At 71.8% G+C, this 22,653-nt stretch carries 21 protein-coding genes and 1 tRNA gene; 19 read left to right on the forward strand and 3 right to left on the reverse strand.

Annotated features, from left to right (window positions below; genetic code table 11):
* The first annotated feature begins 12 nt into the window (after positions 1-12).
* Positions 13-1,350, forward strand: a complete 1,338-nt coding sequence (locus PKC53_RS06520; protein WP_324427462.1) for an adenylosuccinate synthase — start codon at positions 13-15, stop codon at positions 1,348-1,350.
* 20 nt (positions 1,351-1,370) lie between these two features.
* A complete protein-coding gene (locus PKC53_RS06525; RefSeq protein ID WP_324427464.1) occupies positions 1,371-1,892 on the forward strand; it encodes a phosphoribosyltransferase family protein in 522 nt (173 codons plus the stop codon).
* 68 nt (positions 1,893-1,960) lie between these two features.
* On the opposite strand, the gene PKC53_RS06530 is transcribed toward PKC53_RS06525, so the two are convergent.
* Positions 1,961-2,045 (reverse strand) — tRNA-Leu (locus tag PKC53_RS06530).
* A 106-nt stretch (positions 2,046-2,151) separates the two neighbouring features.
* Here PKC53_RS06530 and rnr point away from each other — a divergent pair.
* Entirely contained in the window at positions 2,152-4,368 is a 2,217-nt protein-coding gene (gene rnr, locus PKC53_RS06535) for a ribonuclease R (RefSeq protein ID WP_324427466.1), read from the forward strand.
* A gap of 23 nt (positions 4,369-4,391) precedes the next feature.
* Here rnr and PKC53_RS06540 read toward each other — a convergent pair whose 3' ends face one another.
* Together PKC53_RS06540 and PKC53_RS06545 are read right to left on the reverse strand one after the other, a co-directional pair.
* Positions 4,392-5,888 (reverse strand): NAD(P)H-hydrate dehydratase, encoded by a 1,497-nt coding sequence (locus tag PKC53_RS06540; protein ID WP_324427468.1) that lies wholly within the window; start codon positions 5,886-5,888, stop codon positions 4,392-4,394.
* A gap of 55 nt (positions 5,889-5,943) precedes the next feature.
* Positions 5,944-7,248, reverse strand: a complete 1,305-nt coding sequence (locus PKC53_RS06545) for a D-amino acid dehydrogenase (RefSeq protein ID WP_324427470.1) — start codon at positions 7,246-7,248, stop codon at positions 5,944-5,946.
* A 279-nt stretch (positions 7,249-7,527) separates the two neighbouring features.
* Between PKC53_RS06545 and rpsB the strand changes: the two genes are divergently transcribed.
* From rpsB to PKC53_RS06625, 16 genes are all read left to right on the forward strand, one after another.
* Positions 7,528-8,271 carry a 30S ribosomal protein S2 gene (gene rpsB, locus PKC53_RS06550; protein WP_324427472.1) on the forward strand — a complete coding sequence of 248 codons (744 nt, stop codon included), beginning with the start codon at positions 7,528-7,530 and terminating at the stop codon, positions 8,269-8,271.
* Between the two features lie 93 nt (positions 8,272-8,364).
* A complete protein-coding gene (gene tsf, locus PKC53_RS06555; RefSeq protein ID WP_324427474.1) occupies positions 8,365-9,258 on the forward strand; it encodes a translation elongation factor Ts in 894 nt (297 codons plus the stop codon).
* Between the two features lie 47 nt (positions 9,259-9,305).
* Entirely contained in the window at positions 9,306-10,016 is a 711-nt protein-coding gene (gene pyrH, locus PKC53_RS06560) for a UMP kinase (RefSeq protein WP_324427476.1), read from the forward strand.
* Between the two features lie 15 nt (positions 10,017-10,031).
* Positions 10,032-10,595 (forward strand): ribosome recycling factor, encoded by a 564-nt coding sequence (gene frr, locus PKC53_RS06565; protein ID WP_324427478.1) that lies wholly within the window; start codon positions 10,032-10,034, stop codon positions 10,593-10,595.
* 37 nt (positions 10,596-10,632) lie between these two features.
* Complete coding sequence (gene uppS / locus PKC53_RS06570) at positions 10,633-11,364, forward strand: polyprenyl diphosphate synthase (protein ID WP_324427479.1); 732 nt, start codon at positions 10,633-10,635, stop codon at positions 11,362-11,364.
* On the forward strand, positions 11,364-12,206 hold the full coding sequence (locus tag PKC53_RS06575; RefSeq protein WP_324427480.1) for a phosphatidate cytidylyltransferase: 843 nt from the start codon (positions 11,364-11,366) through the stop codon (positions 12,204-12,206). The genes uppS and PKC53_RS06575 overlap by 1 nt, the downstream gene beginning before the upstream one ends.
* Positions 12,207-12,264: 58 nt before the next feature.
* Positions 12,265-13,452 carry a 1-deoxy-D-xylulose-5-phosphate reductoisomerase gene (locus PKC53_RS06580; protein WP_324427482.1) on the forward strand — a complete coding sequence of 396 codons (1,188 nt, stop codon included), beginning with the start codon at positions 12,265-12,267 and terminating at the stop codon, positions 13,450-13,452.
* Positions 13,428-14,816, forward strand: a complete 1,389-nt coding sequence (rseP, locus tag PKC53_RS06585; RefSeq protein ID WP_324427484.1) for an RIP metalloprotease RseP — start codon at positions 13,428-13,430, stop codon at positions 14,814-14,816. Before PKC53_RS06580 ends, rseP begins: the two co-directional genes overlap by 25 nt.
* A gap of 32 nt (positions 14,817-14,848) precedes the next feature.
* Positions 14,849-17,134, forward strand: a complete 2,286-nt coding sequence (gene bamA, locus PKC53_RS06590) for an outer membrane protein assembly factor BamA (protein ID WP_324427558.1) — start codon at positions 14,849-14,851, stop codon at positions 17,132-17,134.
* Entirely contained in the window at positions 17,134-17,643 is a 510-nt protein-coding gene (locus PKC53_RS06595; RefSeq protein WP_324427486.1) for an OmpH family outer membrane protein, read from the forward strand. The genes bamA and PKC53_RS06595 overlap by 1 nt, the downstream gene beginning before the upstream one ends.
* Positions 17,640-18,677 (forward strand): UDP-3-O-(3-hydroxymyristoyl)glucosamine N-acyltransferase, encoded by a 1,038-nt coding sequence (lpxD, locus tag PKC53_RS06600; RefSeq protein ID WP_324427488.1) that lies wholly within the window; start codon positions 17,640-17,642, stop codon positions 18,675-18,677. The genes PKC53_RS06595 and lpxD overlap by 4 nt, the downstream gene beginning before the upstream one ends.
* A 27-nt stretch (positions 18,678-18,704) precedes the next feature.
* On the forward strand, positions 18,705-19,142 hold the full coding sequence (gene fabZ / locus PKC53_RS06605; RefSeq protein WP_324427489.1) for a 3-hydroxyacyl-ACP dehydratase FabZ: 438 nt from the start codon (positions 18,705-18,707) through the stop codon (positions 19,140-19,142).
* Positions 19,143-19,149: 7 nt separating this feature from the next.
* Positions 19,150-19,938, forward strand: a complete 789-nt coding sequence (gene lpxA / locus PKC53_RS06610; RefSeq protein ID WP_324427491.1) for an acyl-ACP--UDP-N-acetylglucosamine O-acyltransferase — start codon at positions 19,150-19,152, stop codon at positions 19,936-19,938.
* A 156-nt stretch (positions 19,939-20,094) separates the two neighbouring features.
* Positions 20,095-21,234 (forward strand): lipid-A-disaccharide synthase, encoded by a 1,140-nt coding sequence (gene lpxB / locus PKC53_RS06615; RefSeq protein WP_324427493.1) that lies wholly within the window; start codon positions 20,095-20,097, stop codon positions 21,232-21,234.
* A complete protein-coding gene (rnhB, locus tag PKC53_RS06620; RefSeq protein ID WP_324427495.1) occupies positions 21,206-21,871 on the forward strand; it encodes a ribonuclease HII in 666 nt (221 codons plus the stop codon). The genes lpxB and rnhB overlap by 29 nt, the downstream gene beginning before the upstream one ends.
* Positions 21,868-22,644 (forward strand): RNA methyltransferase, encoded by a 777-nt coding sequence (locus PKC53_RS06625; protein WP_324427497.1) that lies wholly within the window; start codon positions 21,868-21,870, stop codon positions 22,642-22,644. Before rnhB ends, PKC53_RS06625 begins: the two co-directional genes overlap by 4 nt.
* Positions 22,645-22,653: the final 9 nt, after the last annotated feature.

Below are 22,653 nucleotides of genomic sequence, written 5' to 3' on the forward strand. Positions count from 1 at the left end.
ACCATGACAGCAATGCAATCGACCCCGGCCGCGCGCGGCCGCAACGTGGTCGTCGTCGGCACGCAGTGGGGCGACGAAGGCAAGGGCAAGGTCGTCGACTGGCTCACCGACCACGCGCACGGCGTGGTGCGCTTCCAGGGAGGCCACAACGCCGGCCACACGCTGGTCATCAAGGGCGTGAAGACGGCGCTGCAGCTGATCCCCAGCGGCATCATGCGCGACGGCGTCGCCTGCTACATCGGCAACGGCGTGGTCGTCGACCCGACGCACCTGCTCGGCGAGATCGAACGCCTGGAGGGCATCGGGCTGGAGGTCCGTTCGCGCCTGTACCTCAGCGAGTCGTGCCCGTTGATCCTGCCGTTCCACGTCGAGCTCGACAAGGCGCGCGAGGCGCAGCGCGAGTCCAGCGGCAGCGGCAAGATCGGGACCACCGGCAAGGGGATCGGCCCGGCCTACGAGGACAAGGTGGCCCGGCGCGCGCTGCGCGTGCAGGACCTGAAGCACCCGCGACGTTTCGCCGACAAGCTGCACGAACTGCTCGAACTTCACAACTTCGCGCTCGGCGGCCATCTGAAGGGCCAGACGCTGGCGTTCGATCCGATCTACGAGCACGCGATGCGCGTGGCCGACCAACTCGCGCCGATGATGGCCGACGTCGGCTACCTGGTCCACCGCGCGCACACCGAGGGGAAGAACCTGTTGTTCGAGGGCGCGCAGGGCACGCTGCTCGACATCGACCACGGCACCTACCCCTACGTGACCTCGAGCAACTGCGTGGCCGGCAACGCCGCGGCCGGCTCGGGCGTCGGTCCGGACCAGCTGCACTACATCCTGGGCATCACCAAGGCCTACACGACCCGGGTGGGCTCGGGGCCGTTCCCGACCGAGCTGCCCATCGACGTGCCGGGCAGCGTCGGCCACCACCTGAGCTCCGTCGGCCAGGAACGTGGCACGGTGACCGGGCGCGCGCGCCGCTGCGGCTGGCTCGACGCCGCCGCGCTCAAACGCGCCATCATCATCAACGGCATCTCGGGCCTGTGCATCACCAAGCTCGACGTGCTCGACGGTCTGCCCGAGATCCAGGTCGGCGTCGGCTACGAACTCGACGGCCGGCGCATCGACATCCTGCCGCTCGACGCCGACGACATCGCCGCATGCCGGCCGGTGTACGAGACGCTGCCGGGCTGGAGCGAGTCGACGGCGGGCATCACCGAGTGGTCGCGCCTGCCGGCCAACGCGCGCCGCTATCTCGAGCGCGTGCAGGCGTTCATCGGCGCGCCGGTGGACATGGTCTCGACCGGGCCCGACCGGGAGCACACGATCGTGCTGCGCCACCCCTACACGAACTGACCCGCCAAGGAGCCCTGCCCATGCTGACCGACGACGGCAAGCACCTCTACGTGTCGTGGGACGAGTACCACATGCTGATCGAGCGCCTGGCGCTCAAGGTGCACGCCTCGGGCTGGGCATTCGACCAGATCCTGTGTCTGGCGCGAGGCGGCATGCGCCCGGGCGACGTGCTGTCGCGTGTGTTCGACAAGCCGCTGGCGATCATGTCGACCAGTTCGTACCGCTCCGAGGCCGGCACGATCCAGGGGCGCCTGGACATGGCCAAGTACATCACGCTGCCCAAGGGCGAGTTGGCGGGGCGCGTGCTGCTCGTCGACGACCTCGCCGATTCGGGCATCACGCTGCGCGCGGTCGTCGACCGCCTGCGCGGCATGCCGGCGATTGCCGAACTGCGCTCGGCGGTGATCTGGGTCAAGGGCGTGTCAAGCTACATGCCCGACTACCACGTCGAGCTGCTGCCCACGAGCCCGTGGATCCACCAGCCGTTCGAGGAGTACGACAACCTGCGCCCCGAGGGGCTGGCGAAGAAGTTCGCCATCTGAAAACGCACAAGGCCGGCGGTGGCCGGCCTTGTCTTCGCTGATCTGTCGTCGTGTCTCGTTGCCTTGACTGGTGCCCAGGAGAGGACTCGAACCTCCACGGAGTTACCCGCTAGTACCTGAAACTAGTGCGTCTACCAATTCCGCCACCTGGGCCTCGGGGCCGCTGTTCCCGGCAAAGGGCACGGCGACCGCGACAAACAGAAAGTCTACCATCAAAAAACCGACCCCCTCAACCGCCGCCGCCCCCGGCGCTGCACTCATGAGCGAAGTCGAGGGCACGGTGCAAGGGCACCGCGACGGGCACGGTTTCGTCGTTCGCGACGACGGCGCCGACGTGGTGCTGTCCGCGCAGGAGATGCGCGCCGTGCTGCACCGTGACCGCGTTCGCGTGCGCATCGTGCGCTACGACCGCCGCGGCCGTCCCGAGGGCCGCGTGCTCGAGATCCTCGAACGGCGCAAGGCGCCGATCATCGGCCGCTTGCTGCACGAAGGTGGCGTGTGGCTCGTCGCGCCCGAGGACCGCCGCTACGGTCAGGACATCCTGATCCCGAAGAACGCCACGGCGAACGCGCAGGCCGGGCACGTCGTGGCGGTCGAGTTGACCGAGCCGCCGTCGATGTACTCGCAGCCGGTGGGCCGCGTGACCGAAGTGCTCGGCGAGATCGACGACCCCGGCATGGAGATCGAGATCGCGGTGCGCAAGTACGAGGTGCCGCACCGCTTCTCCCCCGCGGCACTGGCGCAGGCTGCGGCACTGCCCGAGCGCGTGCGGCAGGTCGACCGGCGCCACCGCGTCGACCTCACCGATGTGCCGCTGGTGACGATCGACGGCGAGGACGCGCGCGACTTCGACGACGCCGTGTACTGCGAACCGCACTGCGCAGGCCGCGGCCGCAACGCGTTCACCGGGTGGCGGCTGGTCGTCGCGATCGCCGACGTCAGCCACTACGTGAAGCCCGGCGAGCCGTTGGACGTCGACGCGTACGAGCGTGCGACCTCGGTGTACTTCCCGCGCCGCGTAATCCCGATGCTGCCGGAGAAGCTCAGCAACGGGCTGTGCTCGCTGATCCCCGACCAGGACCGCCTGGCCATGGTCTGCGACATGCTCGTCGACCAAGCCGGTCAGATCACCGCGTACCAGTTCTATCCGGCGGTGATGCGCTCGCATGCGCGCCTGACCTACACCGAGGTGGCGGCGATCCTGGTCAACACGCGCGGCGCCGAGGCGGCGCGGCGGCAGGCACTGGTGCCGCACCTGCTGCACCTGCACGAGGCCTACCGCGCCCTGCTGCGGCAGCGTGCGCTGCGCGGTGCGGTGGACTTCGAGACCACCGAGACGCAGATCGTGTGCGACGACCACGGCCGCATCGAGAGGATCGTGCCGCGCGTGCGCACCGAGGCGCACCGGCTGATCGAGGAGGCGATGCTCGCCGCCAACGTCTGCGCCGCGGACTTCATCGCGCACGCCGAGCACCCATCGCTGTACCGGGTGCACGAAGGCCCGACGCCGGAGAAGCGCGCCACGCTGCAGAACTACCTGCGCGCGCTGGGCATCGGCCTGGGTCTGAGCGACGAGCCGAAACCTGGCGAGTTCCAGGCCATCGCCGTGGCCACGCGCGAACGCGCCGACGCCACGCAGATCCACACGATGCTGCTGCGCTCGATGCAGCAGGCGATCTACAGCGCGGCCAACGCCGGCCACTTCGGCCTGGCGTACGACGCCTACACGCACTTCACCAGCCCGATCCGTCGCTACCCCGACCTGCTGGTGCACCGCGTGCTCATGGCGCTGCTGCACGGCAAGCGCTACCACCTCGCCACCGGCGTCGTCGAGGCCGGGGGCAAGGCGCGCCGCGGCGGCAAGGTGGTCAAGGCGTCGACGCAGGAGGCCGAGCGCTGGGAAGCCGCCGGCGCCCACTGCAGCGCCAACGAACGCCGCGCCGACGAGGCGTCGCGCGACGTCGAGGCCTGGCTGAAGTGCCGCTACATGCGCGACCACCTCGGCGAGGAGTTCGCCGGCACCGTCAGCGCGGTCGCGAGCTTCGGCCTGTTCGTCACGCTCGACGCCCTGTACGTCGAAGGGCTGGTGCACATCACCGAACTCGGCGGCGAGTACTACCGTTTCGACGAGTTGCGCCAGGAACTGCGCGGCGAGCGCACCGGGATGCGCTACGTCGTCGGCACGCGCGTGCGTGTGCAGGTCAGCCGCGTCGACCTCGACGGGCGCAAGATCGACTTCCGCCTCGTGCGCGATGGCGAAGACGAGCGACCGCTGGCGCGCGGGCGCGGCGGCGAACGCGGCCACGCTGCGGCCGGCGACGCACTCGAAGAGGTGCGCCGAAGCGACCGCGCCGCCCGCAGCGCGACGCGTACCGCGCGCGGCGCGGCGGCCGGTACCCGCAAATCGAAGTCCGGCGCATCGGGAACGGCCGCCAAACCGCGCGCAACGACCGGCCCCGCGCGCAAGCGGCGCTGAGTCGCCGTGGCCGACGCGGCCGCTCAGGCCACGCCCTGCATCGCCTCGAGCAGCGCCCCGGCGCGCAACGGGCCGGCGGTGCCGCCGCGCGCATGCAGGTCGGCCGCGTGGCCATGCCTGGACACGGCCTGCACGCACACGCGCTGCACATGGTCGATGCGTTCGGCGGCCACCACCGCGAGGCTGCCGGCCAGCCAGCCGGCCAGCACGTCGCCCGTGCCGGCGCTGGCCAGCGCCGCGTTGCCGCTGCGGTTGACCCAGGGCAGACAGCCCGGCGCTGCGGTGACGCTGCCCGAGCCCTTGAGCACGACGGCAGCGCCGAACTCGTCGGCCAGCACCTGCGCGTGCCCCAGCCGGTCGGCCTGCACGTCGCGCGTGCCGCAGCCCAGCAGGCGTGCCGCCTCGAGCGGGTGCGGCGTCAGCACCGTCGGGGCAACCCGCGCGCCGCGGTGGCGCAGCAGCGTGCGCAGGGTCGTGTCGCGCGCGACCGCGTTCAGTGCGTCGGCGTCGAGCACGAGTCGTCGCGCGCTCGACAGCACCGCCGGCAGTGCCTCGGCAACGGCGTCGCCACCGCCGCAGCCGCACACCACGGTGGCCTCGCGCAGCAGCGACAGGCCGTCGCGCCACAGGGCCGGCCGCGCCATCAGCTCCGGATGCGACGCGTGCCACGACGGGGCGCCGGCATCGAGCAGGCTCACGTGGACGCGGCCGGCGCCTGCGACCGACGCGGCGCACGCCGCCAGCCACGCCGCGCCGACCATGCCCGGTGCGCCGCCGATCACCGCGACGTCGCCGAAGCTGCCCTTGTGCTGCGCGTGGCGACGCAAGGTCGCGGGGTGCCGCGCGGCGGCCAGCCAGGCGCGGGGCGCATCGTCGTCGCGTTCACCGAGGTCGGCCCACCAGACCGCTCCGGCGTGGTCGCGTCCGTCGGCGGTGAACAGCCCGGGCTTGAGCGTGAGCATCGCGAGCGTGTGCGTGGCCACGACCGCGGGACCGGCGGCGACTCCGCGGTCGGCGTCGAGGCCGGAGGGCAGGTCGACGGCGAGCCGCGGCGCCGGCGTCGCGTTGAAGCTGCCGATCGCCGCGGCCATCTCGCCTTCGGGCGCGCGCGACAGGCCGATGCCGAGCAGCGCGTCGATCGCCAAGTCGCAGCGCGGAGCGACGGCGGCAACGCCTTCGGCGATCTCGACCCCGGCCTGCCGGGCCCGCTGGAGCGCGGCGAGGGCGTCGGGCCCCTGGCGCGTCGCATCGGCCAGCACCGACGCGCTCACGCGCAGACCGGCCGAGCGCAGGCGCGCGGCGGCGTCGAGACCGTCGGCGCCGTTGTTGCCGGGTCCGGCGAGCACCCATACATGACGCGCGTTGGGGCGCAACGCCAGCGCGAGCTTGGCCAGCGCCAGCCCGGCACGCTGCACCAAGGTGCCGGGCGGCACGCGAGCCAGTGCACGCTGCTCGATGTGGCGCGTCGCCGCGGCATCGAACAGCGGCAGGGCCGGTGCGTGGTCGTCGACCGCGATCATGACGATCGCAGGCTAGCCGATGGGCTCATGCCGGGCAAGGCGCACGCGGGCGAACTCAGCCCCGCCGCGCCGGATGCCGCCCATAGCGACCGGGATCGAACCCGTCGGCTTCGACCTCGCCGGCGCGGCCCGCGAGCAGGTCCGCGAGGACGCGCGCGCTGCCGCAGGCCAGCGCCCAGCCGCTTGAGCCGTGACCGAGGTTGACCCACAGCCCGTCGAGGCCGGTGGCACCGATCGCCGGCGGCCCGTCGGGCAGCATCGGCCGCGCCGCCTTCCAAGGGCGCACCGCGGCGGACTGTGTCGCGCCGGGGAACCAGTCGTGCAGCACGCGGTGCAGCGTCGCGACTGCGGCATCGTTGCAGCGCTCGGGCGAGCCGCCGATCTCGGCGCTGCCGGCAACGCGCACGCGGTCGCCGAGCCGGCTGATCGCCACCTTGTAGCGCTCGTCCATCAGCGCCGAGCGCGGGCCCGGTTCGGGGAGGCCCTCGACGCGGCGCAGCGCCGCGGTGATCGAGTAGCCGTGCACCGCGGCCAGCGGCAGCTGCAGCCCGTGCCGCGACAGCATTGGGGAGGCGCCGAGCGCGGCGCACAGCACGATGGCGTCGAAGTGCAGCGTTTGCTCGGGTCCGGGGCCCCCGGGGCCGATGCGGCGCAGCTGCAGTTGCGCTCTCGGCTTGCCGGGGTCGACGCGCAACACCTCGCAGCCGAAGTGCCAGCTGACGCCGTCGCGCTGCGCCTGCTGCCGAAGCAGATGCGCGAACTGGCGGCAGTTTCCGACGCCGTCGTCGGGCAGGTGGATGCCGGCGGCCAACGCCGTGGCGGGGTTCAGGCCGGGCTCGACGCCCAGGCAGCCCGCGCGGTCGAGCACCGCGTGGCGCACGCCGAGCTCGCCGAGCAGCGACAGTGCCGGCCGCGCCGCGTCGACCTCGCGCGCACTGCGCAGCAGCACGAGGTAGCCGCGCGAATGCTCGTAGTCGAGGCCGAGCTCGTGCGTCAGCGCCTGCAGCCGCTGCTGGCTGTACAGCGCGAGGCGGTGCAGGCGCGAGCGGTTGTGCACGTAGCGCGCCGGCGCGCACTCGCGCCACCAGCGCCACAGCCAGCGCCGCGTCGCGGCGTCGGGCCAGCCGCCGAAGCGCACCGGGGCGTGGCGCTGCAGCAGGTGGCGCAGCACCTTGCCCGGCATGCCCGGCGCCGCCCACGGGGTGACGTAACCGGGCGCGACGACGCCGGCGTTGGCGAAGCTGGTCTCCTCGGCAACGCTGCCTCGGCGCTCGAACACCGTGACTTCGTGTCCGTCGCGCACCAGCTCGAACGCGGTCGTGACGCCGACGATGCCGGCGCCGATCACGGCCACGCGCATCAGCGCCGTCCTGCCACGACGACCGCAGGCGTCGAGAGGGCGCGCCGCGGCGGCGCGCCCGCAACGGGACGATCGGGAGCGTGTGACATGGGGTGCTACAATGCGCAGGTTTGCCTGGGGGCGGGTTGCAGGTCAGCCCGCGTCACGTCAGTGCCAGGCAAACCACTCGCGAGTCCGGCGGCCGAAAGGTGTCGCGAACCGTGTCGCAGGCATGTCGAAGACATGTTGCAGATGGTTGCGATCAGCGCCGGATTCTAGACACAACCTTCGGAGCTCCCCATGACCGTCAGCATGCGCGAAATGCTGGAAGCGGGTGTCCATTTCGGACACCAGACTCGCTTCTGGAACCCCAAGATGGCCCCGTTCATCTACGGCCATCGCAACAAGATCCACATCATCAACCTCGAGAAGACGCAGCCTCTGTTCGAGGACGCGTTGAAGTTCGTGCGCCAGCTCGCGAGCCGCCGCGGCACGATCCTGATGGTGGGCACCAAGCGCCAGGCGCGCGACGTCGTCGCGCAGGAGGCACAGCGCTGCGGCATGCCCTTCGTCGACCAGCGCTGGCTCGGCGGCATGCTGACCAACTTCAAGACCGTCAAGGGCTCGCTGAAGAAGCTCAAGGACATGCAGGCACAGGTCGAGGCCGGCACCGACCACATGACGAAGAAGGAAGGCCTGCTGTTCCAGCGCGAGCTGTCCAAGCTCGAGAAGGACATCGGCGGCATCCAGGACATGAACGCGCTGCCCGACGCGCTGTTCGTGATCGACGTCGGCTACCACAAGATCGCGGTGGCCGAAGCGAAGAAGCTGGGCATCCCGGTGGTCGCGGTGGTCGACACCAACCACTCGCCGGACGGCATCGACTACGTGATCCCGGGCAACGACGACTCGGCCAAGGCGGTGGCGCTGTACGCGCGCGCCGTGGCCGACGCCGTGCTCGAAGGCAAGGCCAACGCGACCAGCGAGGTCGTGCAGGCGGTGGCCGGCGGCGACGAGTTCGTCGAGGTCAGCGAGGACGCCTGAGCCTGCCGCAGCCCGCGGGGCGCCGTCGTGCGCACCCGACCCGATCCAAGAGGGGGCGGCGAGCCCCCTTCGCATACATGGGAGCCCACTGAGATGCCCGCAATCACCGCCAGCATGGTCGCCGAACTGCGCGCCAAGACTGACGCCCCGATGATGGAGTGCAAGAAGGCCCTGACCGAGGCCGACGGCGACATGGCCCGCGCCGAGGAGATCCTGCGTGTCAAGCTCGGCAGCAAGGCCGGCAAGGCCGCGGCGCGCATCACCGCCGAGGGCGTGGTCGCCGCGTCGGTCGACGGCGCGACCGGCGCCCTCGTCGAGGTCAACTGCGAGACCGACTTCGTGTCGAAGAACGAGTCGTTCCTGGCCTTCGCGAAGGCCTGCGCCGAATTGGTGGCCCGCCACGCCCCGGCCGACGTCGCCGCGCTGTCGACGCTGCCGCTGGCGCAGGACAGCTTTGGCCCGACCGTCGAGGACGTGCGCAAGGGCCTGATCGGCAAGATCGGCGAGAACATGACGATCCGCCGCTTCCGGCGCTACGCCGGCGGCGCGCTGGCGCACTACCTGCACGGCACGCGCATCGGCGTGATCGTCGAGTTCGACGGCGACGCAGTCGCGGCCAAGGACGTCGCGATGCACGTCGCGGCGATGAAGCCGGCGGCGTTGTCGGCCGCCGAGGTGCCCGCCGAGCTGGTCGACAAGGAGCGCAAGATCGCCGCCGAGAAGGCGGCCGAAAGCGGCAAGCCGGCCGAGATCGTCGCCAAGATGGTCGAGGGATCGGTGCAGAAGTTCCTCAAGGAGGTCTCGCTGCTCGACCAGGTGTTCGTCAAGGCCACCGACGGCAAGCAGACGGTGGGCCAGATGCTCAAGGACAAGAAGACCACGGTGAACGGATTCACGCTGTACGTGGTCGGCGAGGGCATCGAGAGGAAGGCCGACGACTTCGCCGCCGAGGTCGCGGCGCAGGTCGCTGCGGCCAAGAGCCAGTGACGGGCCGCGCCGTACACTAGCCGCCGTCTCACGAGCGAGGGCGCCGCATGCCGGCCTACAAGCGCATCCTGCTGAAGCTGTCGGGCGAGGCCCTGATGGGCGACGACGCCTACGGCATCAACCGCGCCACGATCGTGCGCATCGTGCGCGAGGTGCAGGACGTGACCCGGCTCGGCTGTGAGGTCGCGGTGGTCATCGGCGGCGGCAACATCTTCCGCGGCGTGGCCGGCGGGTCGGTGGGCATGGACCGCGCCACCGCCGACTACATGGGCATGCTGGCCACGGTGATGAACTCGCTGGCGTTGGCCGACACGATGCGCCAGGAGGGCATGACCGCGCGCGTGATGAGCGCGATCGCCATCGAGCAGGTCGTCGAGCCGTACGTGCGGCCGAAGGCGCTGCAGTACCTGGAGGAGGGCAAGGTCGTGGTGTTCGCCGCCGGCACCGGCAACCCCTTCTTCACCACCGACACCGCCGCGGCGCTGCGCGGCGCCGAGATCGGCGCCGAGATCGTGCTCAAGGCGACCAAGGTCGACGGGGTGTACACCGACGACCCGAACAAGGACGCCTCGGCGACGCGGTACGCGCGCATCACCTTCGACGAGGCGATCGTCAGGAACCTGCAGGTGATGGACGCCACCGCGTTCGCGCTGTGCCGCGACCAGAAGCTGCCGATCAAGGTGTTCTCGATCTTCAAGCCCGGCGCGCTCAAGCGCGTCGTGCTCGGCGACGACGAGGGCACCCTGGTGCACGTCTGAACGGAGAGTGACCCGATGAGCTCCCCCGCCGAGATCCGCAAGACGGCCGAGCAGAAGATGGCCAAGTCGGTCGACGCGCTGCGCGCCGAATTGCAGAAGATCCGCACCGGACGCGCCCACCCCGGGCTGCTCGACCAGGTGCACGTCGAGTACTACGGATCGATGGTGCCGATCAGCCAGGTGGCCAATGTCAGCCTGCTCGACGCGCGCACGATCAGCGTGCAGCCGTGGGAGAAAGGCATGGGCGCGAAGGTCGAGAAGGCGATCCGCGAGAGCGACCTGGGCCTGAACCCCTCGGCACAGGGCGACCTGCTGCGTGTGCCGATGCCGCCGCTGACCGAGGAGCGACGCCGGGAGCTGACCAAGGTCGCTCGCCACGCCGGCGAGGAAGCCAAGGTGGCGGTGCGCAACCTGCGCCGCGATGCCAACGAGCACGCCAAGCGCCTGCTCAAGGACAAGGCCATCGGCGAGGACGACGAGCGACGCCTGCTCGACGAGATGCAGCGCCTGACCGACCGCATGGTCGTCGAGATCGACAGGCTCGTCGCCGCCAAGGAAGGCGAGATCATGGCGGTGTGATCCACGCCGCACCGCCCGCCTTCCGACCCGGCATCGCGTGAACCCGCAGCACCGAAGACTCCCGCGCCACGTCGCCATCGTGATGGACGGCAACGGGCGCTATGCCAAGGCGCGCGGCATGCCGCGCGCCTTCGGCCACAAGGCCGGCGTCGACGCACTGATGCGCGTGGTGCGCGTGGCCGCCGACCGCGGCATCGAGTACCTGACCGTGTTCGCGTTCTCGTCGGAGAACTGGAACCGTCCCGGCGACGAGGTGTCGAGCCTGATGCGGTTGGTGCTGGTCGCGGTGCAGCGCCACGTGCCGCGGCTCGAGCGCGAGGGCGTGCGCGTGCGCGTCGTCGGCGACCGCGCCGGCATCGCCGACGACGTGCGCCGCGCGTGCGAGAGCGCCGAGGCACAGACCGCGCACAACCAGCGCATCACGCTGTCGGTCGCGTTCAACTACGGCGGGCGCTGGGATGTCGCGCAGGCGTGCCGGCGCATCGTCGCGTCCGGGGTGAGCGCGGCGCAGGTCGACGAGGCGCTGATCTCCCGCCACCTGGCGATGGGCTTCGCGCCCGATCCCGACCTGTTCATCCGCACCGGCGGCGAGGTGCGCATCAGCAACTTCCTGCTGTGGCAGGCGGCGTACTCGGAGTTGTACTTCAGCGACCGCCTGTGGCCCGAGTTCGGCGAGGCCGACTTCGACGCGGCGCTGCTCGAATACGCGCGCCGCGAGCGCCGCTTCGGCGCGCTGACCACGGAGGCGGTCGCCGCGGCCGGCGCCTGATGCTCAGGCAGCGCGTCGTCACCGCCGTGCTGCTGCTCGCGTTGCTGATCCCGGCCCTGGTGGCCGAGCAGGCGCTGCCGTTCGCGCTGCTCACGTTGGCACTGATCGCCGCGGCGGCCTGGGAGTGGGCGCGACTCAACGGCGTCGCCTCGTGGGGCGCGTGGCTCAGCGGCGCCGCCGTGGCGTCGGCGTGCGTCGTTGCGCTGATCACCGGCTGGACTGCCCGCACCCCGGCGCTGCTGTGGTGGATCGCGTCGCTGGTGTGGTGCGTCGGCGGCGCCGTGGCGCTGCGCGCCGGCCCGTCGGGTTGGCCCCACCTGCCGCGCTCGTTGCGCTGGGGCATCGGCGTGGCCGGCCTGTGGGTGGCGTGGCTGGCCATCGGGCAGGCGCGCGGGATCGGCCTGAACTTCGTGCTGTCGGTGTTCTGCCTCGTGTGGGTCGCCGACATCGCCGCCTACTTCGGCGGGCGGCGCTTCGGCCGGCGCAAGCTGGCGCCGTCGATCAGCCCCGGCAAGAGCTGGGAGGGTGTCTACAGTGGTGTGGCCGGCGTGCTGGTGCTGGCGCTGGCGTGGCTGTGGGCCGATCGGCGCTGGGCGCTGACGCCCAGCCTGTACAGCGAACTGTTCGCCGCCGGCGGTGCGCTTGCGCTGCTGCTGGGTTGCGGCGTGCTGGCGGCGATGAGCGTGGTCGGCGACCTCGTCGAGTCGCTGGTCAAGCGTGCCGCCGGCGCGAAGGACAGCAGCGCGCTGCTGCCTGGTCATGGCGGCGTGCTCGACCGCGTCGACGCGCTTCTGCCGGTGTTCCCCATCGCGCTGGCGCTGCTCGCTCTGACCCGTCTGTGAACCGGGTCGGTCGCCGCCCGACCGCACCGCGGGGCCGCGGTGCCCGATACTGCAAACGATGTCGAGTCAACGTCTGTGCATCCTGGGGTCGACCGGCTCGATCGGCGTGAACACGCTCGACGTGGCCGCGCGCCACCCCGGGCGCTTCGAGGTCTTCGCGCTGAGCGCGCACGCGCGCGTCGACGCGCTCGCCGATCAGTGCCTGCGCCACCGCCCGCGCCACGCGGTGGTCGCCGACGACGCCGGCGCGAGGCGGCTGCGCGCGATGCTGCGTGAGCGGCGTGTCGACACTGAGGTGCACTGCGGCGCGCGCGCTCTCGTCGAGCTGGCGGCGCACGCCGAGGTCGACGTCGTGATGGCGGCCATCGTCGGCGCGGCCGGCCTAGCGCCGTGCCTGTCCGCCGCACGCGCCGGCAAGCGGCTGCTGCTGGCCAACAAGGAGGCGCTGGTGGTCGGCGGCGCGCTGTTCGTCGACGCGGTGCACGCCGGCGGCGCGACGCTGCTGCCGATCGACAGCGAGCACTCGGCGATCTTTCAGTGCCTGCCCGAGGACCGCGCACGCTGGCCGCAGTTCATCGACCACATCGTGCTCACCGCGTCGGGCGGGCCGTTCCGCGGTCGCGACCCGGCCAGCCTGCACGGCGTGACCCCCGAGGAGGCCTGCGCGCACCCGAACTGGGTCATGGGGCGCAAGATCTCGGTCGACTCGGCGACGATGATGAACAAGGCACTCGAGGTCATCGAGGCGCGCTGGCTGTTCGACTTGGCGCCCGAGCAGGTACAGGTGCTGATCCACCCGCAGAGCATCGTGCACTCGATGGTCGTCACCCGCGACCGCTCGGTGCTCGCGCAGATGGGCACGCCCGACATGCGCGTGCCGATCGCCGTCGGTCTGGCGCACCCGCAGCGCATCGAGTGCGGCGCCGAGCCGCTCGACCTGACGCGGCTGGCGGCGCTGACGTTCGAGGCGCCGGACCCGCACCGCTTTCCGTCGCTGTTTCTCGCCTGGGACGCGCTGCGCGGCCCGGAAGGCAGCGCCGCGGTGCTCAACGCGGCCAACGAAGAGGCGGTGGCGGCGTTCCTCGCGGGCATGATCGACTTCACCGCGATCCACGGCATCAACGCCGAGGTGTTCGAGCGCGTGAGCCCCGACCTGCCGCGCGAGCCCGGCCTCGACGACGTGCTGGCGCTCGACGAACGCGCGCGCCGCGTGGCACGCGAATGCGTCAGGGAGCGCGCCCGGTGACCACGGTCCTCGCCTTCCTCGTGACGCTGGGCATCCTGATCGTCGTGCACGAGTGGGGGCACTATCGCGTGGCACGCGCCTGCGGGGTAAAAGTGCTGCGCTTCTCGGTGGGCTTCGGCCGCGCGATCTGGCGTCGCCAGCGCAGCCCCGACGACACCGAATTCGTGATTGGCGCGCTACCGCTGGGCGGCTACGTGCGCATGCTCGACGAGCGCGAGGGGCCGGTGGCGCCGCACGAGCGCGACCAGGCGTTCAATCGAAAGTCGCTCGGCCAGCGCGCCGCGATCGTCGCCGCCGGGCCGGCGGCCAACCTGCTCCTGGCCGTGCTGCTGTACGCCGGCGCGCACTGGATCGGCGTCGAGGAACCGCGCGCCGTGCTGGCCACGCCGGCGGCGCACAGCGTCGCCGAGCGCGCGGGGCTGCGCGCCGGCGACTGGATCCGCGAGTGGTCGGTCGACGGCGAGGAGTGGCAGCCGGTGCGTTCGCTCACCGACCTCCGCTGGCAGGTGACGCAGGCGGCGCTGCGCGGCGACGACGTGCAACTGCGCGTCGGCGACCGCGACGGGCGCGGCGCTCGCGTCGCGCGCCTCGAACTGGCGGCGCTGGGCGTGCGCGACGTCGACCCGACGCTGATGCGGCGCATCGGGCTCGCGTCGGCGTTCAGCGAGGCGGTGATGGGCGAGGTGCGCGCCGGCGGGCCGGCCGACCGCGCCGGGCTGCGCGCGGGCGACCGCGTGCTGCGCGTCGACGGCGCAGCGATCGCCGACGCGGCGGCGCTGCGCGAACGCGTGCTCGGCGCGCTGCGCGACGGCGAGGCCCGCGCGATGCAGTGGGAGGTCGAGCGCGACGCGAGCGTGCTGACGCTGGAAGTCAAGCCGCGCGTGGCCACCGAGGTGGACCCGCCGTCGGCACGCATCGACGCGTTCATCGGTCCGCCGCCCGAGATGGTGCAGGTCCGCTACGGTCCGCTCGAGGGGCTGGCGCATGGCGCGACGCGCACCTGGGAGGTGTCGACGCTGACCCTGAAGATGCTGGGGCGCATGCTGATCGGCGAGGCGTCGCTGAAAAACCTGTCGGGGCCGCTGACGATCGCCGACTACGCGGGCCAGTCGGTGCACCAGGGGCTGGCGTACTACCTGGGCTTCCTGGCGCTGGTCAGCGTCAGCCTGGGCGTGCTCAACCTGCTGCCGCTGCCGATGCTCGACGGCGGGCACCTCATGTATTATTTGTGGGAGGGCGTGACCGGACGTCCGGTCTCTGAGGCCTGGCTCCAGTGGCTGCAGCGCGCCGGCGCGCTGGTCCTGCTGCTGTTGATGTCGCTCGCGTTATCCAACGACGTGGCCCGCCTGCTCGGCCTGCACTGACTCCTTCCTGCCCGATGCCATTTCCCTGCTCAATGGGCCTCGCGCGCCCTGTGGCCGCCTGTGTCGCGTCGGTGGCCGTGGTGGCCGCGGCGCCGGCCTGGGCCGTCGAGCCCTTCGTGCTCAAGGACATCCGCATCGAGGGCCTGCAGCGCACCGACCCGGGCACGGTGTTCGCATCGCTGCCGTTTCGCGTCGGCGACACCTACGACGACGCGAAGGGCGCGACGGCGCTGCGCGCGCTGTTCGCCACCGGGCTGTTCAACGACGTACGCCTCGAGATCGACGGCGACGTCGTCATCGTCGTCGTCGAGGAACGCCCGGTCATCGCCGCGGTCAGCTTCGTCGGCATGAAGGAGTTCGAGAGCGACACCATCTCGAAGGCGCTGCGCGACGCCGGCATCGGCGAGGGCCTGCCGTTCGACAAGGCGCTGGTCGACCGCGCCGAGCAGGAGATCAAGCGCCAGTACCTGTCGCGCAGCCTGTACGGCGCCGAGGTGGTGACCACGGTGACGCCGCTCGAGCGCAACCGCGTCAACGTCACCTTCACGGTGGTCGAGGGCGACGCGGCGCGCATCGGCGAGATCCGCATCGTCGGCAACGCCGTGTTCTCCGAGCGCACGCTGCTCGGCCTGTTCGAGCAGACGACCAGCGGCTGGCTCACCTGGTACACGAAGAGCGATCGCTACTCGCGCGCCAAGCTCAACGCCGACCTCGAGACGCTGCGCGCGTACTACACGAACCGGGGCTACCTCGACTTCGCCGTCGAGTCGGCGCAGGTCACGATCTCGCCGGACAAGCAGCACATCGCGATCACGATCTCGGTGCGCGAGGGCCAGCGGTTCGTCGTCACCGGCGTTCGCCTCGAAGGCGAGTACCTCGGCCGGCTCGACGAGTTCAAGTCGCTCGTGCGCGTCGAGCCGGGTGCGCCGTACCGCGCGCAGGACGTGGCCGACACCGTGCGGCTGTTCGGGGAGCGCTTCGGGCTGTACGGCTACGCGTTCGCCCGCGTCGAGCCGAACCCGGTGATCGACCGCGAACGCGGACAGGTCGAGGTGGTGTTCGTCGCGCTGCCGCAGCGGCGCGTGTACGTGCGCCGCATCAACGTCGCCGGCAACCTGCGCACGCGCGACGAGGTGATCCGCCGCGAGTTCCGCCAGTTCGAGTCGGCCTGGTACGACGGTGCGCGCATCAAGCTGTCGCGCGACCGCGTCGACCGGCTGGGCTTCTTCACCGAGGTCAGCGTCGACACGGAAGAGGTGCCCGGTGCCCCCGACCAGGTCGACCTGACGCTCAAGGTCACCGAGAAGCCCACCGGCAACCTGCTGCTCGGCGCCGGCTACTCGAGCGCCGAGAAGCTGTCGCTGACTGCGTCGGTGCGGCAGGAGAACATTTTCGGCACCGGCAACTACCTCGGCGTCGAGCTGAACACGAGCAAGTACAACCGCAGCTTCGTGCTCTCCAGCGTCGACCCGTACTTCACGGTCGACGGCGTCTCGCGCTACCTGGACCTGTACTACCGCACGACGCGCCCGATCAACAGCCAGGGCGACACCTACAGCCTGGTCACGCCGGGCGTCGTGGTGCGCTTCGGCGTGCCGTTCTCCGACTTCGACACGGTGTTCTTCGGCCTCGGCGTCGAGAGCACGCGCATCAAGGGCAGCACCGGCCTGCCGAACAACTGGTACCTGTACCGCGAGGAGTACGGCGACACCGCCACGGCGTTCCCGCTGACGCTGGGCTGGGCGCGCGACGGGCGCGACAGCGCGCTGGTGCCCACGCGGGGACGCTACTCGCGCGTCAACCTCGAGTGGGGCGTCGGCGGCAATGCGCAGTACGCGCGCGCCAACCTGCAACTGCAGCAGTACATCCCGCTCGGCGGCGCCTACACGCTGGGCCTGAACGGCGAGATCGGCTACGGCCGCTCGCTCAACGACCGCACCTACCCGTTCTTCAAGAACTACTTCGGCGGTGGCCTCGGGTCGGTGCGCGCGTTCGACCAGGCCTCGCTCGGCCCGGTCGACGTCACGGGTACCTACATCGGCGGCCCGAAGCGCGTCAACCTCAACGCCGAGCTGTACGTGCCGGTGCCCGGATCAGGCACCGACAAGACGCTGCGGCTGTTCGCCTTCACCGATGTCGGCAACGTGTGGGGCGAGGACGAGAAGGTCAGCGCCGGCTCGCTGCGCGCCTCGGCGGGCATCGGCCTGAGCTGGCTGTCGCCGATCGGGCCGCTCAAGCTGAGCTACGGCACGCCGATCCGCAAGGAGCCGAACGATAGAATCCAGAAGTTTCAATTCCAGGTCGGGACCGCGTTTTGATGAACTCGAGGAAGTGGAAACCGGCTGTCGTCGCCGTCGCGCTGGCGCTGCTCGGCGGCCTCGCGCAGGCGCAGGAGCTGAAGATCGGCTACGTCGACCTGCAGCGCGTGCTGCGTGACGCGCAACCGGCGAAGGCGGCCCAGGCCAAGCTCGAGTCCGAGTTCGGCAAGCGCGAGAAGGAACTGGCCGACCTGGCCGCCCGCCTGAAGGCCGCCTCGGAGCGGCTCGACCGCGACGCGCCGACGCTGGCCGAGAGCGAGCGCAGCCGACGCCAGCGCGAACTCGTCGAGCAAGACCGCGAGTTCCAGCGCAAGCGCCGCGAGTTCCAGGAGGATCTGACCCAGCGCAAGAACGAGGAACTGGCGCAGGTGCTCGACCGCGCCAACCGCGCCGTCAAGCAGATCTTCGACCAGGAGAAGTACGACCTGATCCTCCAGGAGGTCGTGTTCGCCAGCCCGCGCGTGGACATCACCAAGCGCGTGATCGACGCGCTGAACAACGGCAAGTGAACCCGGCCTCGCTCGGCGAGATCGTCGCCGCGCTCGGCGGCGAGCTGGCCGGCGACGCGAACCGGCGCGTCGAGCGCATCGCCCCGCTGGCCAGCGCCGACGGTGCGTCGATCGGCTTCCTCGCGAATCCGCGCTACCGCGCGCAACTGGCCGAGACACGCGCGGCTTGCGTGATCGTCACGCCGGCGCTGCGCGACCTGGCCTCACCCGGCGTGGCCACCATCGCCACGGCCGACCCCTATCTGTACTTCGCGCGCCTCACGCAGTGGTGGGCCGCGCGCACGCGTCCGGTGCCGGCGCCCGGGGTACACCCCAGCGCGGTGCTCGCCCCCGGCTGCCGCGTGCACCCGGGCGCGTCGGTCGGTGCGCTGGTCTGCGTCGGCGAGGACGCCGAAGTCGGCGACGGCGCGGTGATCGGCGCGCAGTGCCACGTCGGCCGTGGCGCTGTGATCGGCGCGCACACGCGGCTCGCGCCGCGCGTGGTGATCGGCGACTTTTGCCGGCTCGGCGCGCGATGCGTCGTGCAAAGCGGCGCGGTGATCGGCGGCGACGGCTTCGGCTTCGCGCCCGACGGCGGGCGCTGGGTGAAGATCGAGCAACTCGGCGCGGTGCGCATCGGCGACGACGTCGAGATCGGCGCCAACACCTGCATCGACCGCGGAGCGCTCGACGACACGGTGATCGAAGACGGCGTCAAGCTCGACAACCTGATCCAGATCGCGCACAACGTGCACGTCGGCGCGCACACCGCGATGGCCGGCTGCGTCGGCGTCGCCGGCAGCGCCAGGATCGGCGCGCACTGCACCATCGGCGGCGCGGCGATGATCGCCGGCCATCTCGAGATCGCCGACCACGTGCACGTCTCGGCGGGCAGTTTCGTCAGCCGTTCGATCCTGCGGCCGGGCCAGTACACCGGCGTGTTCCCGCTCGACGACAATGCCTCGTGGGAGAAGAACGCGGCGACGCTGCGCCAGTTGTACCGCCTGCGCGAGCGCGTGCGCGCACTCGAGAAGAACCCACCCAACCCCGGCTAGGAGCGTGCGGCGCGCGCCGCCCCGACGATGGACATCCACCAGATCCTGAAGAAGCTGCCGCACCGCTACCCGTTCATCATGGTCGACCGCGTGCTCGAGGTCGACCCCGGAAGGCGGCTGCTGGCGCTGAAGAACGTGACCATCAACGAGCCGTACTTCGTCGGCCACTTCCCGTCGCGGCCGGTGATGCCCGGCGTGCTGATGCTCGAGGCGCTCGCCCAGGCGAGCGCGCTGCTTTCGTTCGACACGCTCGGCGTCGACCTCGACGAGAAGACGCTGTTCTACTTCGCCGGTATCGACGCGGCGCGCTTCAAGCGTGTCGTCGGGCCGGGCGACCAGCTGCTGCTCGACGTCTCGCTGCAGCGCCAACGCCAGGGCATCTTCAAGTACGGCGCGCAGGCGCGTGTGGGCGACGAGGTCGCCGTCGAGGCCGAGCTGATGTGCACGATGCGCCGCACGGCGTGAGACGGCGATGGCGCGCATCCACCCGACCGCCCTCGTCGACCCCGGCGCCGAGCTCGACGACTCGGTCGAGGTCGGCGCCTACACGCTGGTCGGCGCTCAGGTGCGCATCGGCGCCGGCACCACGGTCGGCGCGCACTGCGTGATCGAGGGTCGCACGACGATCGGGCGCGACAACCGTGTCTTCCAGTTCTGCTCGCTCGGCGCAGCGCCGCAGGACAAGAAGTACGCCGGTGAGCCGACCGCGCTCGAGATCGGCGACGGCAACACGATCCGCGAGTTCTGCACCTTCAACCGCGGCACCGCGCAGGACGCCGGCGTCACGCGGCTGGGCGACGGCAACTGGATCATGGCCTACGTGCACCTCGCGCACGACTGCCAGGTCGGCAGCCACACGATCCTGGCGAACAACGCGACGCTCGCCGGCCACGTGCACCTGGGCGACTGGGCCATCGTCGGCGGGCTGACCGGCGTGCACCAGTTCTGCAAGATCGGCGCGCACGTGATGGTCGGCTTCGCCAGCGCCGTGACGCAGGACGTGCCGCCGTTCATGCTGGTCGACGGCAACCCGCTGGCGGTGCGCGGATTCAACGCCGAGGGGTTGCGCCGGCGCGGCTTCGGGCCGGCGCGCATCGGCGCCGTCAAGCAGATGCACCGGCTGCTGTACCGGCAGGGCAAGACGCTCGAGCAGGCCCGCACCGAGATCGGCGCACTGGCGTCGTCGACGCCCGAGGCCGCCGCCGACGTCGCGCTGATGCTGGACTTCCTCGCCGGCGCCAGCCGCGGCATCGCCCGCTGAATGGCCCACGCCCGCAGCGCTCACGGCGCACGCCCTCGAGGGGGCGGCGCCGGCGGGCCGACCAGGCCGGACCCGCGGCGGTGGCCCGACGGTGCGTGGTCCGACGGTTCCGCCTCGCACGCCGATGCCTTGACCCTCTGACGGCTGCGACGGCGCATGGACGACGACGCACCCCGGTTGGCCATGGTGGCCGGCGAGGCTTCGGGCGACCTGCTCGCGTCGCACCTGCTGGCGGCCCTGAAGGCGCGCTGGCCCGGCGTCCGGGCGGCCGGGGTCGGCGGGCCGCTGATGGTCGCGCAGGGCTTCGACGTCTGGTGGCCCAGCGACCGCCTGGCGGTGCACGGCTACGCCGAGGCGCTGCGCCACTATCGCGCGCTGTCGGCGCTGCGGCGCGAGCTCGGCAGCCGGCTGCTCGCCGAACGTCCGGACCTGTTCGTCGGCGTCGACGCGCCCGACTTCAACCTCGGCCTCGAGGCGCGGCTGAAGTCGGGCGGCGTGCGCACGGTGCACTTCGTCTGCCCATCGGTCTGGGCCTGGCGCGGCGGCCGCGCTGCGCGGCTGGCGGCCAGCGCCGACCATGTGCTGTGCCTGTTCCCTTTCGAACCGGCGCTGCTCGAACGCCACGGCGTCGGCGCGACCTACGTCGGGCATCCGCTGGCCGACGTGATCCCGCTCGACCCGCCGACCGACGCGGCGCGCGCCGCGCTGGGCCTGCCCGACGGCGACCCGGTGGTCGCGCTGCTGCCCGGCAGCCGCAGCGGCGAGGTCGCGCACCTCGCGCCGCGTTTCATCGCCGCGGCGCGGCTGCTGCTGCGCGAACGTCCGCGCCTGCGTTTCGTGCTGCCGGCCGCGCCGGGCCAGCGCGCGCGCCTCGAGGCGATGCTGGCGGGGCAGGGCCTGCCGCTGCTGCTGGTCGACGGCCGCTCGCACGAGGCGCTGGCCGCGTGTGACGTGACGCTGATCGCCAGCGGCACCGCCACGCTCGAGGCGATGCTGTTCAAGCGCCCGATGGTGATCGCCTACCACATGAACGAGCTGAGCTGGCAGATCATGAACCGCATGCGCTACCAGCCCTGGGTGGGGCTGCCGAACATCCTGTGCCGTGACTTCGTCGTGCCCGAGCTGCTGCAGCGCGCCGCGAGCCCCGAAGCGCTTGCGCGCGAGGTCGGGCGCTGGCTCGACGACCCGCCGCGCATGCTCGCGCTGCACGCGCGCTTCGCCGACCTGCACCTGCAACTGCGCCGCGACACCGCGCGCGCCGCCACCGATGCCATCGCCACGCTGCTCGGCCGCTGATCGGCGCGCCGCGACGCTGCCGCGACGCTGGCGCGCGCTGCTCGCGCGGCAGGAATGCCTCGGCCTGGTCGCCGGTGTCGACGAGGCCGGCCGCGGGCCTCTCGCCGGACCGGTGGTCGCCGCCGCGGTGATCCTCGACGAGTTGCAGCCGATCGCCGGGCTGGCCGACTCGAAGCGCCTGGGGCCGGTCACGCGCGATCGCCTGTTCGACGAGATCCGTGCGAAGGCGCTGGCGTGCTGCATCGCAGAGGCCAGCGTCGACGAGATCGACCGGCTGAACATCCTGCACGCCGCGATGCTCGCGATGCAGCGCGCGGTGCAGGGACTGAGGCTGACGCCGCGGCGCGTGCTCGTCGACGGCAACCGCGTGCCCGCGCTGACGGTGCCGGCGCGGGCCATCGTGAAGGGCGACGCGACGGTCGCGGCGATCTCGGCGGCGTCGATACTGGCCAAGGTGCACCGCGACCGGCTGTGCCTGGCGCTCGACGCCGCGCACCCGCAGTACGGCTTCGCCGAGCACAAGGGTTACCCGACGCCGGCGCATCTGGCGGCGCTGCGTGCACACGGGGCATGTCCGCTGCATCGGCGCAGTTTCGCGCCCGTGCGCGACGCCGTCGACCCACCGACGACACCGTGAGCGAGGCGGCCGTCATCACCTCGCGCGACAACCCGCTGCTGGTGCGGGTGCGCCGGCTCGCCCGCGAGCCGGCCGCCACGCGCAAGCTGGGCTGGGTCTGGCTCGAGGGCGAGCACCTGTGCCGCGCCGCGCTGGGGCGCGGCGTGCGGCCGCGCGCCGCGCTGCTGGCCGAGCACGCGTCGGCCGATCCGGCGTGGGTCGAGCTCGCTGCGGCGGCGGCGCGCGTGCACGTCGTCGCCGATGCACTGTGGAAGTCGTTGAGCACGCTCGAATCGCCGGCGCCGCTGGGATTCCTGCTCGACCTGCCGGGCGCGGCCGTGTTGCAGCCCGACGCACCCACCGTCGTGCTCGACCGCGTGCAGGACGCCGGCAACGTCGGCTCGATCCTGCGCAGCGCGGCCGCGCTCGGTGTGGCGCAGGTGGTCGCACTCGCCGGCAGCGCCGGGCTGTGGACGCCGAAGGTGTTGCGCGCGGCGATGGGCGCGCACTTCGCGCTGCGCCTGATCGACGCCGCGCAGCCGCAGACGCTGGCGGCGCTGCGCGTGCCACTGCTGGTGACCGGCTCGCACGACGGCGTCGCGCTGCCGCGGGCGTCGCTGCCCTGGCCCTGCGCGTGGGTCTTCGGCCACGAAGGGCAGGGCGTGCAGCCGTCGCTGCGCGCACACGCGGCGCTGGCGGTGCGCATCCCGCAGCCCGGCGGCGAGGAGTCGCTCAACGTCGCGGCCGCGGCGGCGATCTGCCTGTACGAGTCGCTGCGCGCGCGATCGCGCTGACACAATCGT

This window comes from Azohydromonas sp. (assembly GCF_035325925.1).
GTDB lineage: Bacteria > Pseudomonadota > Gammaproteobacteria > Burkholderiales > Burkholderiaceae_C > Calidifontimicrobium.

Coding starts and splice junctions, on each gene's coding strand:
- PKC53_RS06520 (WP_324427462.1), top strand. CDS start 13: ATGCAATCGACCCCGGCCGCGCGCGGCCGCAACGTGGTCGTCGTCGGC.
- PKC53_RS06525 (WP_324427464.1), top strand. CDS start 1,371: ATGCTGACCGACGACGGCAAGCACCTCTACGTGTCGTGGGACGAGTAC.
- rnr (WP_324427466.1), top strand. CDS start 2,152: ATGAGCGAAGTCGAGGGCACGGTGCAAGGGCACCGCGACGGGCACGGT.
- PKC53_RS06540 (WP_324427468.1), bottom strand. CDS start 5,888: ATGATCGCGGTCGACGACCACGCACCGGCCCTGCCGCTGTTCGATGCC.
- PKC53_RS06545 (WP_324427470.1), bottom strand. CDS start 7,248: ATGCGCGTGGCCGTGATCGGCGCCGGCATCGTCGGCGTCACGACCGCG.
- rpsB (WP_324427472.1), top strand. CDS start 7,528: ATGACCGTCAGCATGCGCGAAATGCTGGAAGCGGGTGTCCATTTCGGA.
- tsf (WP_324427474.1), top strand. CDS start 8,365: ATGCCCGCAATCACCGCCAGCATGGTCGCCGAACTGCGCGCCAAGACT.
- pyrH (WP_324427476.1), top strand. CDS start 9,306: ATGCCGGCCTACAAGCGCATCCTGCTGAAGCTGTCGGGCGAGGCCCTG.
- frr (WP_324427478.1), top strand. CDS start 10,032: ATGAGCTCCCCCGCCGAGATCCGCAAGACGGCCGAGCAGAAGATGGCC.
- PKC53_RS06575 (WP_324427480.1), top strand. CDS start 11,364: ATGCTCAGGCAGCGCGTCGTCACCGCCGTGCTGCTGCTCGCGTTGCTG.
- PKC53_RS06580 (WP_324427482.1), top strand. CDS start 12,265: ATGTCGAGTCAACGTCTGTGCATCCTGGGGTCGACCGGCTCGATCGGC.
- rseP (WP_324427484.1), top strand. CDS start 13,428: ATGCGTCAGGGAGCGCGCCCGGTGACCACGGTCCTCGCCTTCCTCGTG.
- bamA (WP_324427558.1), top strand. CDS start 14,849: ATGGGCCTCGCGCGCCCTGTGGCCGCCTGTGTCGCGTCGGTGGCCGTG.
- PKC53_RS06595 (WP_324427486.1), top strand. CDS start 17,134: ATGAACTCGAGGAAGTGGAAACCGGCTGTCGTCGCCGTCGCGCTGGCG.
- fabZ (WP_324427489.1), top strand. CDS start 18,705: ATGGACATCCACCAGATCCTGAAGAAGCTGCCGCACCGCTACCCGTTC.
- lpxA (WP_324427491.1), top strand. CDS start 19,150: ATGGCGCGCATCCACCCGACCGCCCTCGTCGACCCCGGCGCCGAGCTC.
- lpxB (WP_324427493.1), top strand. CDS start 20,095: ATGGACGACGACGCACCCCGGTTGGCCATGGTGGCCGGCGAGGCTTCG.
- rnhB (WP_324427495.1), top strand. CDS start 21,206: ATGCCATCGCCACGCTGCTCGGCCGCTGATCGGCGCGCCGCGACGCTG.